The sequence below is a fragment of the Phaeacidiphilus oryzae TH49 genome (assembly GCF_000744815.1).
Lineage (GTDB): Bacteria > Actinomycetota > Actinomycetes > Streptomycetales > Streptomycetaceae > Phaeacidiphilus > Phaeacidiphilus oryzae.
Genome location: NZ_JQMQ01000005.1, coordinates 4,809,110 through 4,824,488 on the forward strand (window position 1 = coordinate 4,809,110; position 15,379 = coordinate 4,824,488).

The window sequence follows — 15,379 nt, forward strand, 5'->3', positions numbered from 1 at the left end:
TGAGTTCCCTGACGGTTTCCCTGAACGGATCCGCCGGCGGCGGCCTGAGCAGGCGATTCTACCGGCCGCCCGGACGGACTCCGGCGACCCGGCGCGGTGGGCCGGGGAAGAGGGCGCGGTGGATCTCCAGGGCGGCGGTGGAGTGGTTGAGGGTGATGTAGTGGAGGCCGGGGGCGTCCTCGTCCAGGACGCGGCGGGCCAGTGCGGTGGCGTGTTCGACGCCGATCCGGTGGGCGCCGGCCGGGTCGCCGCGGTCGCGGGCCGCGCGCAGCCGCTCGGCCAGGTCCTCCGGGAAGGTGGCGTTGCTCAGCTTGGCGAACCGCGCGATCTGGTCGTACGAGGTGGCCGGCATGATCTCCGGGATGATCGGGGTGCGGCAGCCGGCCGCCGCCGCCCGATCGCGCAGCCGCAGGTAGTCCTCGGCGCGGAAGAACATCTGGGTGATCGCGTAGTCGGCCCCTGCCCGGCACTTGGCGACGAAGTTCCGGATGTCCGACGCCCAGTCGGGCGAACGCGGGTGGCGCTCCGGGAAGGCCGCCACGCCGACCCTGAACTGCCCGCAGGCGGCGATGAGTTCGACGAGTTCGGAGGCGTGCCGCAGGCCGTCGGGCCGCTCCGGCCAGGGCCCGAGGGGGTCGCCCGGCGGGTCGCCGCGCAGGGCGAGGATGTCGTGGATGCCCGCGTCGGCGTAGCGGCCGATGATCCGGCGGAGCTCGGCCACCGAGTGGCCGACCGCGGTGAGATGGGCGACCGGGTGGAGGGTGGTCTCCTCGGCGATCCGCTGGGTGAGCGCGGCGGTACGCTCGCGCGAGCCGCCGCCGGCGCCGTAGGTCACCGAGACGAAGGTCGGTGCGACCGCCTCGACCCGCCGCAGCGCGGCCCACAGGATCCGCTCCCCGCCGGGTCCCTTGGGCGGGAAGAACTCGAAGGAGTACGAGCGCCCGCCCGCCGCGATCACCTCGGCCGGCCCCGAGGGGGCGGTGGCGGGGGCGGGCCCCGCCGTACGGCGGGCGGGGATCAGGTCGGCGGCACGGGCCGCGGTGCCGGTGCTCATGCCACCCATCCTTCCCCGCTTCCCGGCCCGGGGCGCCGTTTCGCCCGGAATCGGTGCGGGACCGTGCGGACGTCACGTCACCCCTCTTCGCGGAGGCTCCGCTCCAAGGTGGTGCGCAGGGTCTGGCCGGTGATGGTGAAGTGGCGGGCGGCGACCCGGGCGGCGGTGTCGGGGTCGCCGCCGGCGATCGCCCCGACCAGCTCGCGGTGGTCGGCGAGGGCCTCCTGGACGCGGTTCCCGCGGAAGGGCTCGATCGGGAAGCCCGCGCTGATGTCGGCGAGGAGCCGGCGGCTGTAGCGGGCCAGCGGCTCGTTCTTGGCGGCCCGGGCGATGGCCTGGTGGAGGTCCGAGTCGGTGCGGCGGAGCCGGGCGGCGTCGGGGACGGCGGGGAGGTCGGGGACGGCGGGGAGGTCGGTGAGGTCGGGGGACCCCGGGCCGGCGGGGACGCCGGCCGCCTCCGCGTAGGCGGCGAGGGCGGACTCGATGCGGGCCAGGTCCTCCGCGTCGCGCCGCTCGGCGGCGGTGCGGGCGATCAGGGACTCGATCAGCGCCCTGGTGTCGAGGAGGGCCTCGGTCTGCTCCCAGCGGGGGAGCAGCGTCCGCCGGACCGCGTCCGCCGACTCCCGCTGCCAGCCCGAGCGGACGTAGTGGCCGCCCAGGCGGCCCCGGGTCACCTCAAGGCAGCCGACCTCCCGCAGCCGGGCGAAGGCGGCCCGCACGGTCACCCGGCCGACGCCCAGGGTCTCGGCCAACTCCCGCTCCGGGGGCAGGCGTTCGCCCACGCTGAACTCGCCGAGGGCGATCGCGGTGAGCAGCCGGTCCGCGACCTGGTCCACCGCGCTGGGCACCCGCACCGGGCCGAGCCCGGCCGGGGCGGTCAGCCCGGCCGGGCCGGCCGGGTCAGGGCTACCGGCCTCCTGCGGTTCCGTATCCACCACGCGCCCTCCGCCCTTCCCGCCGGCTGTCCGAACACTCAGACGGCGAGCGCCGCGGTTTGGTGCCCGATCTTTTTAAGGTCTTGTCCTGGGACCATTTAACCCCTCAGGATGAGCGGGTATCCACCCCGTGGCGAGGAGGACCGATGTCCCAGGCTCCGCAAGAGTCGTCCAGAACCACCCGGCGGGGGCCGTCCTCCACGGCGGACGCCGCCGCCGTCCCCTCCGCGCGGGCCGCCGCCGAGGGCACCGACCTGTCGGAGTACGGCTACCGGCAGGAGCTGAAGCGCAGCCTGGGCATGAAGGACCTGCTGATCTACGGTCTGGTCTTCATGGTGCCGACGGCGCCTTTCGCCATCTACGGCTCGGTGTTCAACGAGTCCAAGGGGATGGTGGCGCTGACCTACGCGGTCGGCTGTGTCGCGATGATCTTCACCGCGTACAGCTACCGCAGCATGTCCCGCGCCTTCCCGGTGGCCGGCTCGGTCTACGCGTACGCGGGGCGGGGGGTGGGCGCGCCGGTCGGCTTCATCGCCGGCTGGGCGATCCTTCTGGACTACCTCCTCATCCCCACCCTCCTCTATGTGACCGGCGCGGCCGCGCTGGCCTCGATCGTGCCGGCGGTGCCGCAGTGGGTGTGGGTGGTGGTCTTCGTGGCCGTCAACACCGTGGTCAACCTGGCCGGGGTGAAGCTCTTCGCGATGGCCAACACCCTCTTCCTGATCGCCGAGTCCGCGGTGCTGGCGATCTTCCTGGTACTGGGCTCGATCGCGGTCGCCCGTGGCGTCAACGGAGCCCGCTTCACCTGGGACTCCTTCTACAACCCGCACGTCTTCCACACCGGGATGGTCTTCGGCGCGATCTCGGTGGCCGCGCTCTCCTTCCTCGGCTTCGACGCCATCTCGACCCTGGCCGAGGAGGTGAAGGGCGGGCGCCGGATGGTCGGCCGGGCGACCGTCCTCTCGCTGCTGATGGTGGCCGCGCTCTTCATCGTGCAGACCTTCCTGGCCGGCATGCTCTTCCCGGGGCGGACCGAGTTCGCCGGCGACAAGGCCACCAACGAGGCCTTCTACACCGTCGCCCAGCTCGTCGGCGGCACCTGGTTCAAGTGGGTGGTGGCGCTCACCGTGGCGCTCTCCGCCGCGCTGGCCAACTCGCTGGCGGCGCAGGCCGCGACCTCCCGGCTGCTCTTCTCGATGGCCCGGGACCGGCAGCTGCCACGGTTCCTGGCGCACGTCGACGCCCGCCGGCAGGTCCCGCAGCGGGCGGTGCTGCTGGTCGGCGTGATCAGTGTGATCCTCGGGGTGTTCTTCGTCGGGCAGATCGGGCTGCTCTCCAGCCTGGTCAACTTCGGCGCGCTGTTCTCCTTCCTGGTGCTGCACGTCACCGTCTTCACCTACCACGTGGTGAAGAAGCGTCAGCGCAGCTACGGGCAGCACCTCCTGGTGCCGCTGGTCGGCTTCGCGATCATCGCCTACGTCCTCTACAACGCGGACAGCAAGGCGCAGATCGGCGGCCTGGTCTGGCTGGCGGTCGGCCTGCTGGTGATCCTGGCGCGCAAGCTCGCCGGGCGACCGGTGACGCTGGGCGATACGCCGTGAACGCGGGCGGCGCGAGCGAGCGCGGACACGACGGGCCCGGCTACCTCACGGCGCTGCGGGCCGGCCTCGACGAGATGACCCGGCCGGACTCCGTCGCGGTCTCCGTCTGGTGCGCGCGGGTCGGCCGGCGGCCCGCCTTCCGCTACGACGCGGACCGCGACCACTACGCCGCGAGCCTGATCAAGCTCCCGGTGCTGATCGCCGCCCACCGCCGACTGGACCTCGACACCCAGCTGGTGGTGCACGAGGAGTTCCGCTCGGTGGTGGGCCGGGGCCTCCGCTACCGCGCGGACCGGGAGTACGACAACGACGAGGAGCCCTGGCTGCTGCTCGGCCGGACGGCGCCGCTGCGCTGGCTCTGCCACCGGATGATCTGCGCCAGCAGCAACCTCGCCACCAGCCTCGTCCTGGAGGCCGTCGGCCTCGACCGGGCGGCCGCCTTCGCGCCCAGGGGAATGACCCTGACCCGGCCGATCGGCGACCGGCCCGCGGTCATCGACGGCCGGACCAACACCGTCACCGCGGCCGCCGCGGGCGCCCTGGTCTCCGCGCTGGCCGGACTGCCCGGGCCGGAGTCCCGGCGGCTGCTGGCCCCGCTGCGGGACCAGCGCTTCACCGACGAGATCCCCGCCGCGCTGCCCGCCGGCACCCGGACCGCCAACAAGAACGGCTGGGTGGACGGCGTCCTCCACGACGTCGCCCTGATCGAGGCGGCGGACGCCCCCGCGTACGTCCTGGCGGTCTGCACCAGCGGACTGCCGGAGGACCGCGCCCGAGTCGCCATCCATGCGGTGGCCCGGGCGAGTTGGGAGGACCGGCACTGCCTCGGCGCGCCGCCTCACCGCGAACCGAACCCTAGGAGTCCAGTCAATGCGCACACCCCGTAGGGCACGGCTGCTCACCGCCACGGCGCTGGCGGCGGCGGCCGTCCCGCTGGCCGCGATGGCCGGGCCGGCCTCGGCGGCCACCTCCGCGGCCTCGGCGGCCTCGGCGGCCTCCGCGGCCTCGGCCCCGACCGCCTATGTCGACGTCTCGGTGGCCACCGTGTGGACCGGGCCGGACAGCCCGCGGCCGATCGACGCCCCGGCGCTGGGCAACCCGGTCCATCCCGAGCAGTGGCTGGCCGGGATGACCCTCGCCGACAAGCAGGCGATGAGCGCCGACAACCTCACCCAGACCCAGGCCCTCTACGGCCGCCCGGTGCGGATCATCGGCAGCCAGGGCGACTGGGACGAGGTGGCCGTCCCCGGCCAGGCGACCCCGAAGAACCCCCTCGGCTACCCCGGCTGGATACCCAAGGACCAGCTCACCACGAACGACGACTTCGGCCGGCAGCTCGCGGACCGGCCGTTCGCCCAGGTCGACCACGCCACCACCGCCTGGCTCTACAAGGATCCGGGGCTGCACTCCAAGGCGCTGCGGGTCAGTGCCGACACCCGGCTCCCGGAACTGGCCCGCACCGCGGACGCGGTACTGGTCGCCACGCCGGACCGCGGCCCCGAGTGGCTCGGCGCGCAGGACGTCCACGTCTACCGGACGGCCGCCGACATCCCCGCCCCCACCGGCGCCGACCTGGTGCGCTACGCCGAGCAGTACCTCGGCACCCCGTACCTGTGGGGCGGTCGGTCCGGCTTCGGGGTGGACTGCTCCGGTTTCACCTCGATGGTCTACGAGGCCAACGGCATCGCCATCCCGCGCGACGCCGACGCCCAGGCCCTCTACGGCGGCGGTCGCCGCGTCGACCAGGCGGACCTCCAGCCGGGCGACCTCATGTACTACGCCGACGACGGCGGCAAGGGCTCGATCTACCACGTCGCCATGTACATCGGCGGCGGCCGGATGATCGAGGCCTATGACTCCGCCACCCCGGTCCGGATCACCGCGGCCCGCTTCGGCGGCGACTACTGGGGCGCCACCCGCTTCCTCCCCGACGCGGCGGCCAGCGCCGGCTGACCTGACCTGACCTGACCTGACCGGATCTGACCTGTCCCGAACCGAAGCGGGCCCCCGGCCCGCCTAGGTCCCGTTCGCACGGGCCCGGCCGGCTTGCGGGACCAGGGGGCGGGCGTGCCGGGGGAGCTTCTCGACCACCAGGGCGTAGGCGTTGGTGACCAGTTCGGCGACCAGCGCACCGGTGACGCCGGGGCCGTCGGTGAGGGTGATCCAGTGCCGCTTGTTCATGTGGTAGCCGGGCGTGATGGCGGAGTGCTCCTGGCGGAGGGCCTCGGAGTACTCCGGCTCGCACTTGAGGGTGACGATCGGGCGGCCCTCGTGCTCGGCGGTCATCATGAACATCTTCTCCCGCACCTTGAAGACCGAGACCTCCGGGCCGAAGGGCTCGGTCTCCTCGGTCGCGGGCAGCGCGAGCGCCGTCTCCGCGGCGATCCGCTGCAGCTCGGCGCCGTCCATGCCAGAACCTCCCAGGCGGTCCAGTCCGGTGACGCCGCTAACTCTGCCACGGGGGTACGACAGCCCGGCGGAACCGGCCGCGCGGCAGGCCGGCACCGCCGGCGAGGGCCGGACGGGCGGCGGCCGGACGAGCGGCGGAGGGGCGCGAGGCGGAGGGACGCGCGGCGGCCGGGCGGTGGCCGTCCGGGGTCCGGCGGGCCAGCACCACCAGGGCCGCAGCGGTGGCCAGGGCGACCAGGCCGGCGCCGATCGTCCGGCCCGCCCCCAGCCGGCCCGTGTCGCCGAGGAAGTCCAGGCCGATCGCCACACTGGCCATCGGGTTGACGGCGGCGATGACCGGCAGCGAGACCAGCGGGCGGGCCGCCTGATATGCGGTCTGCGTCAGCAGCACCGAGCCGAGGCCGGCCGCGACCAGGGCGTAGAGCGGCCAGGAGCCGAGGACCGCGCCGAGGCCGTGCCCGGGCCCGTGCCCAGCCGTCCGGGCCAGCGCCATGGTCACCACCGCCGCGCAGGCGTCGGCCAGTCCGGCCGCCGCGGCCAGCAGCAGTGCCCGGGTCCGCCCGGGCGCGGTGGACAGTCCCGCGACGGCGAGGACGGCGGCCGCGACCGCCGAGGCCGCGGCGCCCAGCGCGGCGGCGTGCCCGGCGAGGCGGGCGCCCTCGCCGGCGGCGGCCGGCCCGTGCGCGGTCAGCGCCAGGAATCCGGCGATCCCGGCGACCACGGCGGCGCCGGCCGCCCAGGCACTCCGCGGCAGCGGGCGTCCCGACCGCACCCGGATGATGCCCACACTGACCACCAGTTCGGCGGCGACCAGCATCTGCACCACCGTCAGCGAACCGCCGCGCAGGGCGACCGCGTGCGCGGCGAAGCCGCCGATCTGCGCCGTGATCCCGAGCAGCCAGGCGGGCCGCCGGGCGAGCAGCGCGAGCAGCCGGGGGCGTCCGGCCGCCGAGTCCGGCGCGGCCGCCGCCTGGTACTGCTCCAGTGCCGCGCCCGTCCCGTAGAGGACGGCCGAGAGGAGCGCGCAGAGGATCACGATCACCATGCCCTCGACGCTACGGGCCGTCTCGGCCGCCGACGATGGGAGCAGCGCCCGTCCCGGGGCGGGGGCTGCCCCCACCCCCGGGGGTGCGGGGATCACCCCGCGGCCGGCTTCCCGCAGGAGGGGTCCTGACCACGCCCTCACCGGCTCGCCGCCCGCCGCGGCGCCATGGTCGAATGGGGGATGACCTCGTTCTGGACCGGTGAGCGCGTGCGGTTGCGGGCGATCGAGACCGCCGACGCGGAGGCCTTCCTGCGCTTCGCCGAGGAGGAGGAGCGGCTGGGCGGCCTGCTGCTCCCGCCCCGTTCCGCCGCGAGCTACGAGACCTGGGCGAAGGCGCAGTCGCAGGCGCAGTCCGCGGCCGAACCCGAGGGCGAAGGAATCCAGTTGGTGATCGAGGCCGTCGGCACCGGCCAGGCCGTCGGAGCGGTCAGCGTCCGCCACGCCGACCCGGTCTCGGGCTGCTTCGAGTACGGCGTCACGATCGGCGCCGACCACCGTCGCGCGGGTTACGCGGCCGAGGCCGTGGTGATGGTGCTGCGCTACATGTTCGACGAGCGCCGCTACCACAAGTGCCAGGCCCGGGTCTTCGCCCACAACGAGCCCTCGCTGGCCTTCCATCGGCGCCTCGGCTTCACCGAGGAGGGCCGCCTGCGCGACCAGGTCTTCTTCGCCGGCCGCCACCACGACCTCGTCCTCTTCGGCATCCTGGCCCCCGAGTTCGCCGGGGCGCACCCGCTGCCGCCCTCCGCCTGACCCGGCCCGGGGCGGCCCTCCGGCCTCTTCCCCAAGCCTCCTCCCCGGCGAGCCTCCTCCCCGGGCGGTCCTCTTCCGTCGGTCTGCGCACTCCTGTTCACTGGTGTGGCACTCCACGCATGAGTGCGCACAGCACGGCACCACGCAGCACACCGGAACCGCAGAACCGCAGGAACCGCTTCTTCCCCGGAGGAACCCGTGAGCGTGCCCAGTCCCGGAGCCGACGGCCCCACTCGCCCCGCAGGACCCAGCCGGCGCAGTGTGCTGGTCGGAGCGGCGGCCGCCGCGGCCGCCGGCCCGCTGCTGACCCCGGCCCAGGCCCTTGCGGCGGCCCCGGCCGCAGAGCGGGCCGCGACCCCCGCCCCCGCTGCGGACACCCCCCTCGCCTTCGTCTCGCCGGCCGCCGGCGCCCGCCTCGACGGTCTGGCCGACATCGAGGTCCGGGCCCCGGCCGGCACCACCGCGGTCCGCTTCAGCCTGGACGGCATCGCCTTCTCCGAGCTCACCGACCTCTACAGCCGGGGCAGCGGCCTCCCGCCGGTCTGGCGGACCGCCACCGACGCCGGCTGGTTCCCGGCCGGCCGGCACACCCTCACCGCGGAGGCCGATACCCCTGCCGGCATCCGCACGGTCTCCCTCCCGATCAGCACCGTCCGCCCCGCCGCCCCCGCCGGGCGCACGGTCCTGGACGGCGGCTGGCTCTTCGCCACCGCCGGCGAGCTTCCCGCCGGAGCACTGGAAGGCGACCGGCCGCCCGCCGTCCAACCCGGCTACGACACCGCCGCGTTGGCCACCGTCCTGGTCCCCAGCGCCTACGGCGCCGTCCGGGACGCCTGGAACGTGGACGACGGGCAGGCCGTCCTCCACCGCCGCCAGGTCGCCCTGGCGCCCGCCCGGCCCGGCGAGCGCACCGTCCTCACCCTGGAGTCGGCGTACTACACCGCCACGGTGTACGTGAACGGCAGCCGGATCGGCGCCGCCACCGGCGGCTACCTCCCCCAGCACTTCGACGTCACCGAGGCCGTCACCGCCGGCGACAACACCGTCGCCGTGGTCACCGACAACCGCTCGGCCGAGGTCTTCTCGGTCAACTGGAAGCTCTTCTGGAACTGGGGCGGCCTCCTCGCCGGTGTCCACCTCGACCGGCTGCCGGGCCCCGCCGTCCTCACCGGGATCACCGCGGAGGGCTCCGCCGACGGCACCCTCGTGCTGCGCGGCACCGGGGTCAACACCACCGGGACGGCGCAGACCCTGCCCGTCGAGATCACCGTCACCGGGCCGGAGGGCCGCCGCCCCACGGCCCTCACCGGCGTCCGGCACAGCCTCACCCTCGGCCCGGACGGGGTGGACGCGGAGACCGGGCCGCTGGGCCTCCGCCTCCCCGGGGCCCGGCTCTGGGAGCCGGACGATCCCGCGCTGTACGAGGTGTCGGTCCGTCAGGACGGTTGGCCGGCCGCGGAGTTGACGGCGACCTGCGGGTTCCGGGACATCCGCGTGGACGGCGCCCGGCTGCTCCTCAACGGCCGCCCGCTGACCGGCCTCCAGGGCTTCAACCGGCACACCGACTACCCCGGCCTCGGCCGCGCCCAGCCGGACGGCCTCGCCGAACGGGAGCTCGCGCGGCTCAAGGCGAAGGGCTTCAGCATCTTCCGGCCCGCCCACTACCCCACCACACCGGGGGAACTGGCCGCCGCCGACCGGCTCGGCCTGCTGGTCGTCGAGGAGATCGACGTCACCCAGCGGTACACCGTCTCCCAGCTGACCAGCCCGCAGATGATCGCCTTCGCCGAGGACCGGCTGACCCGGATGATCCGCCGCGACCGCGGCCACCCGTCCGTCATCGGCTGGTCGGTGGGCAACGAGAACGGCACCGAGACCACCACCGGCGCCGGCTACGTCCAGCAGCTCATCGGCCACGGAAAGACCCTGGACGCCACCCGGCCCTTCACCCACGTCACCGGCTGGGGCGCGGACGACGAGGGCTTCGGCTACGACGACTTCCTCAGCGTCAACGTCTACGACGGCTGGTACTACGGCACCTTCGACACCCTCACCGACCCCGCCGGCGGCTCGTACAGCATGGACGTGATCCGCGCCAAGGCGGGCGAGAAGCCGATCTTCCTCACCGAGTACGGCGCCGACTGCGTCCTCGACTACCCGGGTACCGAGTCCGGCACCGAGTTCTTCCAGGGCCTGATGATCGACGAGTACAACCGGCGGCTGGAGGGGTATCCGCAGCTGGTCGGCAAGTGGTACTGGACCTCGACCGAGTTCATGCTCACCCCGGCGGGCAGCTCGGGGATGCCGCGCAACGTCCCCGGCTTCCACAACAAGGGGCTGCAGACGTACTGGCGGCAGCCCAAGCTCGGCTGGCGGGTGATCTTCTCCCCGGTGCGGATCGACCAGCTGCCCGCGAGCTATCCGGTGGCGGCGGACGGCTCGGTGGACCGGTCGGTCACCGTGACCCTGCGGGAGGTGCGCGGCCGGTCCGTGCGCGGGACCCTGGTCGTCACCGGGCCCGAGGGGACCGCGGCGACGCCGGCCCGGCGGTCGTTCCGCCTCGCCCCGGGCGGGAGTTGGACCACGACGGTGCGGGTCACCGGCAGGCCGGTGGCCGGCGCGCCCGCCGGCTACGTCCGGGCGATCGTGGACGAGGAGACCGAGGCGCAGCCCAGGCTCCTCCAGTTCGCCTGAGTCGCCGTGCCCCCGTCCGGCCCCGGAGCCCGGGGCGGGGACGGGGGCACCCGCTCGCGCGGCGCCTCAGCGGGCCGTCGCCAGGGCGAAGACGTGCAGCTGCGGCGACTTCGAGCCGAGATACCCGGGCAGGGCGGGCAGCGTGAGGGAGGCCGGCTGCTTCCCGGCGTCGAGCGGGATCGCCAGCGAGTAGAGATCCGCGGTCCGCGCCGCCTGCGCCCGCCCGTTGGCGTTGACGACGCCGGTCGCCACGGCCACCGGCCCGGTCCCCGCGGACCAGTCCGGGACGGTGAGGGTGTAGTCCGAGGTGCTGCCGTCGGTGTAGGTCACCGTTCCGCTCGCGCTCAGCCCGCCGGCGGGTGCGTAGGTCGCCGTGGCCAGCAGCCCGATCGCCGTGGCCGGCCCGCCGCCGAGGGGGATGGTCTGCCCCTGGGCCAGGACGTTGTCCGGATCGCCCGCCGGGGTGGCGGGCCAGGTGTAGGCGAACGGGCCGGCCGTGACCGTGCCGCCGGGCGCGGGCAGCGCCTGCCGGGAGAGGCTGTCCTGGGCGCCGTCCAGGTTGCCGAGCTCGGGGTTGGCGTCGTCGGTGCTGCCGATGTCGTTGTAGGCCTGCGCCGGCGAGCGGTACCTCACGGGCAGGGTCGCGGTCCCGCGGACCGTGAACCGATCGACGGCGGAGCCGACCTGACGGTACGTCAGGTCAGCGGTCAGCACCCCGGAGAGCGCTTCGGTGTCCACCCGGACCGTCTCGGTGCCGCCCGGCGGAAGCGCCCCCGCCCGCAGCCCGCCGACCGGGGTGCCCGCGACGCGCAGCTCCTGCGGCAGGATCGCCCGGTCGCCGCCGTCGGCGATCGTCACCTCACCGGAGGCGACCACCACCCGTACGCCCGTCGCCTCGGCCGCGCCCGGGGTCAGCACCTCGATCCGCGCCGGCGTCGCGGTCGCCGTCCCCGGCACCCAGCGGAACCAGCCGTACGCCTGCGAGGTGTCCGCTGCCGGAAGGGTCAGCGCGTCCAGGGCCGGTGTGGTGGTGACCCGCGCCAGCACCCGGCAGCCGCTGTCCGGTCCCTGGGCGCAGCCCTCCACCGAGCCGCCGACCAGGCCGGCCAGATCCGCCGTGGCCCCGCTCCGCGGGGTGATCCGCACCGCGCGGACCGCGACCGCCGGGCCCGTGTACCCCGCCGCGTCCACCGCCGCCGTGCCCGGCTCGACCGGCGACAGCGGCGCGCCCACCCCGGGCGGGCCGCCGACGTAGTCCGCCAGCGCCTCGTAGTCGGACAGGCTCGCCGAGGGCTGCGGCCCCCGCCAGGTCGCCGAGGCCAGCGCCTCCATGGGCCGCCGCAGGTACTGGGCGAAGTAGCTCCACGGCTGCTCGAAGGCGATGTCGCCCCATTCGGCCATCTCCACCCCGGTCAGCTGGGGCGAGGCCGCCGGCGCGTAGGAGGAGTACAGCGCGGTGTCGTCCGGGATGTAGTTGCCGTTGCCGGTGCCGGGCAGCGCCTTCGGCACCACGTACAGCCGGGAGTGCTCGTTGCTGACCACCACCCGGTAGCCCTGGGCCTCGAAGCCGGCCTCGTCGCCCAGCCAGGCCTGGATCAGCACGTCCTTGTCCACGCTCACCGAGGCCCCGCCGCCGACCTGCGGCCACCAGCCCCACATCTCCATCGTCCGGCCGTGCGCCCGCACCAGCCGGTCGAGGTGGTTCTCGTAGGCCAGGAAGACGTCCTCCGGCGAGCGATACCCCTGCGTCGCCGCGTACTGCGTCAGCTCCGGGCACTGGGACTGGAGTTGGGCGTCCGGTGTCTCGTCCCCGCCGAGGTGGACGACCGGGGCGTCGGCGGCGTCGAAGACCTGGAGGACCGAGTCCACCAGGCCGTCCAGCCAGCTGACCGAGGCCGGCTTGGTGATGTCCACGGTGAAGCCCGGGTCGATCCGTCCGGCGTGGATCACCTGGTTCATCGAGGGGCAGTCCCAGCGCAGCGCCGGCCGGTAGGCGGTCAGCGAGGTGGCGTGCCCGGGGATGTCCAGCTCCGGCACCACGCGGACGTGGTACCGCCGGGCGTAGTCCAGGACGGCGCGGACGTCGGCCGGGCGGTAGGAGCGGGCCGCGGCCAGGCCCGGATACCCGGGCAGCCGGAGGCGGAAGGCCTCGCTGTCGGTGAGGTGCCAGTGGAAGGTGTCCAGCTTGAGCCAGGCCATCTGGCGGATGGTCTGCTCGATGGCGCCGACCGGCCAGTATTCCCGGGCGGTGTCCAGCATCAGGCCGCGCTCGCCGTCGCCGACGGCGGGGGAGGAGGGGGCGTCCTGGCCGGTGCCGGCCGGGAGCCGGTCGTGGCCCCGCGCGGTGCCGAGGATCTGCTCGGTGCTCTGCTCGGCGTAGAAGACGCCGGCCGGGGCCCCTCCGGTGAGGGTGGCGCGGTCGGCGGTGACGTCGAGGCGGTACCCCTGGTCGGGCAGCGCGGCCGGGTCCTCGGTGAGGACCAGGTCGCCGGGGCGGGCGCCGGCGGGGGCGGCGACCGCGACCGGAAGGGCCGGAACGCCCTCGGCCGCCAGGTCGGCGGCGAAGGTCCGGGCGTCCGCCGCCAGTCCGCCGGCGTACCGCGGATCGAGGAGGATCCGGGAGGAGGCGCGGAGGGTGAACTCGCCTGTGCCGGCCTGCCATTGCCGCAGCGCCGGGAGGACGGCGGGGGCGGCGGGAACGGCCGGGGCCGCCGGGGCCGGCGCCGCCGCCGAGGCCGTCGTGGTGGTCGTCCGGGCCGAGGCGCCGCCTCCGGCCGCCACCTGCGCTCCCAGCAGCGAGGTCGCCGCCAGCGCCAGCGCCGTCACCGCCCGCACCGATCTCCGCTTCCGCACCGGCCCTCCCCTGTGGTGTAGACCACTCAGCGTCCGCAAGCTACTCCAGCCCCTCCTGCCCGACAAGACGGCCCCGGCCGCCCGGCGGGCCCGCTACCCCACGCCGAGCTGGTCCACCGGAGCCGGCCAGGGGCCCGCCCCCGCCGCCTCCGCCACGGCCACCGCGTCGGCCGGGAGCCATGTCAGCCCGGTCCAGTCGTCCGTCATGGTGCTTCCGGTTCCGGACAGCGGCGGGGTCGTGGTGGAGTCCGTCCAGTTGTGGTCGGCGTGGTTGTCGACGCCGTAACTCGCCCAGTTGGAGAGCCACTTGACGCCGGTCCTGGTCACCACGTTGCCGGTGACGTGGATGTGGGAGCTCTCCTCGTCGAGGTAGACCCCGTTGTCGGTGCCGGTCCTGTCGATGTAGTTGCCGGAGATCACCGTGCCCGGCTGCTGCCCCTGGGTGTAGACCGCGCCGCCGTCGTGCTGGCCCACGGCCGGGGACATCGGCCGCATCACGTCGATGATCCGGTTGCCGCTGATGGTGTTCCCGCCCAGCCAGGGGTTCTGCGCCTGCGGCTGGTTCCAGCCCCAGCCGACGCTGATCCCCGAGTACGGCAGGTCCTCCAGGGTGTTGTGGGCGACCGTGAGCCCCTCGGTGTACCCGGCCCAGATCCCCACCGCGTCGGTGAACTCGGCGCCGATGCCGGTGATGGTGTCGTAGGAGACCGTGTTGCCCTGGTCGCGGGCGCCGGCCGCCGGGTGGGGGTCGGTGTCCCCGACGTAGACCGCCCCGGAGGAGACGCCGGTGAACCGCGACCCGGTGACGGCCGAACCGGTCGTGCCGTCCTGGAGCACCGCCCCCGCCCCGCCGAGACCGCTGAACCGGCAGTCCTGGACGGTGATGTGCCGGCCGCCGGACACCGTCAGGGCGGCCGCCGGCTTGGTGTAGTACTGCCCGGACTGGTCCTTCGGCCCGGTGGCGCCGGTGAGGGTCAGCCCGGCCTGTGTCCCGGCGTAGCCGTCGGGGCCGCTCGGCTGGTCCCAGGCGGTGTGCTCCAGGGCCAGCCCGCGCAGCACCAGGTCGTGGGCGCCGGGTTCGACGGTGACCAGCCGCTCGGCGGCCGGGGCGACCGCCTCGGCCCGCCGCATGTCCTGTCCGGGCAGCGGCAGGTAGCTGACCGTGCGGTCGGCCGAGTTGTAGACGAACTGCCCTGGGGTGCGCAGCAGTTCGCGGGCGTTGGCGAAGTAGGCCACGCCCAGGTAGCGGGAGGAGGTCACGTCCGCGGTGTCCCAGGCAGGCCCGGTGCGGCCGGTGCCGCTGCCGGAGTTCGTCCAGCAGGGCTGGACGAAGCCGATGGTGTCCCCGGAGACTCCGGCGATCCGGCAGTGGAAGTCCCGCCACCGGACCCGGATCACCGCCTCCGCGTCGGTGGGCCGGGCCCAGCCGGCGATCCCGGTCGCCCGCGCGCCGGTCATCCCGGCCGCCGAGGTCGCGCAGGTGGCGGGCGCGCAGGGGGCGCTCCGCGCCCAGTCCGCGCGGACCCCGTCCACGTAGAGCTGCCGAGGGGTGCCGACCGCCGCCGGCAGGCGGGCGGTCCAGCTGCCGTCCGCGTTCGGCCGCCAGCCGCCGACGGGCACCCCGCCGTCCAGCACCGGGTGCGCCTCGGGGGCGGCGGCCCAGGTGACGGTGTGGCCGTCCCGCCCGGAGTCGGCCGCGCCCAACTCCAGGGGAGCGGACAGTCGATAGGTCCCATCCCTCAGCAGCACCTGGACGTCCCGGTCCATCCCGCCGGCCAGCATCCCGCGCACCCTGCCGCGGGCCGCGTCCAGCGAGCAGGGGGCCGCCGCGGAACAGCCGGCGCCCTGCCCGTGCGGGGCCGCGTACAGCACCTTCGGCGGGGGAGGCCCGGCCGCGGCGGCCGCGGAGGGGCGCCGCCGGGGCCCCGAGCGCCCCGAGGGCTCCGAGGAGGACCGCGCCGAAGGCGGCCACGGCGCGCCCGGTCCGTCGTACGGCTCGCCTCATCGTCACGCCCGCCCTCCGCCAGGCACCCGC

11 protein-coding genes are annotated in these 15,379 nt (G+C 74.9%); 5 read left to right on the forward strand and 6 right to left on the reverse strand.

The features are described from left to right. Positions 1-58: 58 nt before the first annotated feature. Together metF and BS73_RS25040 are read right to left on the reverse strand one after the other, a co-directional pair. A complete protein-coding gene (gene metF, locus BS73_RS25035) occupies positions 59-1,054 on the reverse strand; it encodes a methylenetetrahydrofolate reductase [NAD(P)H] (RefSeq protein WP_084704342.1) in 996 nt (331 codons plus the stop codon). A 77-nt stretch (positions 1,055-1,131) separates the two neighbouring features. Continuing rightward, on the reverse strand, positions 1,132-1,992 hold the full coding sequence (locus BS73_RS25040; RefSeq protein ID WP_051940487.1) for a FadR/GntR family transcriptional regulator: 861 nt from the start codon (positions 1,990-1,992) through the stop codon (positions 1,132-1,134). Between the two features lie 143 nt (positions 1,993-2,135). Between BS73_RS25040 and BS73_RS25045 the strand changes: the two genes are divergently transcribed. The 3 genes from BS73_RS25045 to BS73_RS25055 are packed head-to-tail and all read left to right on the forward strand — an operon-like array spanning position 2,136 to position 5,543. Continuing rightward, on the forward strand, positions 2,136-3,590 hold the full coding sequence (locus BS73_RS25045; protein ID WP_084704343.1) for an APC family permease: 1,455 nt from the start codon (positions 2,136-2,138) through the stop codon (positions 3,588-3,590). Further along, the gene (locus tag BS73_RS25050; protein ID WP_051940490.1) at positions 3,587-4,477 is read left to right on the forward strand and encodes a serine hydrolase; all 891 of its coding nucleotides are present in this window, start codon (positions 3,587-3,589) and stop codon (positions 4,475-4,477) included. Before BS73_RS25045 ends, BS73_RS25050 begins: the two co-directional genes overlap by 4 nt. Then, on the forward strand, positions 4,461-5,543 hold the full coding sequence (locus BS73_RS25055) for a C40 family peptidase (protein WP_051940492.1): 1,083 nt from the start codon (positions 4,461-4,463) through the stop codon (positions 5,541-5,543). The genes BS73_RS25050 and BS73_RS25055 overlap by 17 nt, the downstream gene beginning before the upstream one ends. Before the next feature lie 63 nt (positions 5,544-5,606). Here BS73_RS25055 and BS73_RS25060 read toward each other — a convergent pair whose 3' ends face one another. Beyond that, on the reverse strand, positions 5,607-5,999 hold the full coding sequence (locus BS73_RS25060) for an MmcQ/YjbR family DNA-binding protein (protein WP_037576155.1): 393 nt from the start codon (positions 5,997-5,999) through the stop codon (positions 5,607-5,609). Positions 6,000-6,036: 37 nt separating this feature from the next. Beyond that, positions 6,037-7,044, reverse strand: a complete 1,008-nt coding sequence (locus BS73_RS25065) for a DMT family transporter (RefSeq protein ID WP_037576157.1) — start codon at positions 7,042-7,044, stop codon at positions 6,037-6,039. A gap of 180 nt (positions 7,045-7,224) precedes the next feature. On the opposite strand from BS73_RS25065, the gene BS73_RS25070 reads away from it, so the two are divergent. Together BS73_RS25070 and BS73_RS25075 are read left to right on the forward strand one after the other, a co-directional pair. After that, positions 7,225-7,797 carry a GNAT family N-acetyltransferase gene (locus BS73_RS25070; RefSeq protein WP_037576160.1) on the forward strand — a complete coding sequence of 191 codons (573 nt, stop codon included), beginning with the start codon at positions 7,225-7,227 and terminating at the stop codon, positions 7,795-7,797. Between the two features lie 204 nt (positions 7,798-8,001). Next, positions 8,002-10,491 (forward strand): glycoside hydrolase family 2 protein, encoded by a 2,490-nt coding sequence (locus tag BS73_RS25075; RefSeq protein ID WP_161789701.1) that lies wholly within the window; start codon positions 8,002-8,004, stop codon positions 10,489-10,491. Between the two features lie 66 nt (positions 10,492-10,557). Here the strand turns inward: BS73_RS25075 and BS73_RS25080 are convergent, their stop codons facing one another. Together BS73_RS25080 and BS73_RS25085 are read right to left on the reverse strand one after the other, a co-directional pair. Further along, positions 10,558-13,344: a family 20 glycosylhydrolase gene (locus tag BS73_RS25080; RefSeq protein WP_161789702.1), complete on the reverse strand. Its 2,787-nt coding sequence runs from the start codon at positions 13,342-13,344 to the stop codon at positions 10,558-10,560. Between the two features lie 93 nt (positions 13,345-13,437). Next, complete coding sequence (locus BS73_RS25085; protein WP_084704346.1) at positions 13,438-15,216, reverse strand: right-handed parallel beta-helix repeat-containing protein; 1,779 nt, start codon at positions 15,214-15,216, stop codon at positions 13,438-13,440. Positions 15,217-15,379: the final 163 nt, after the last annotated feature.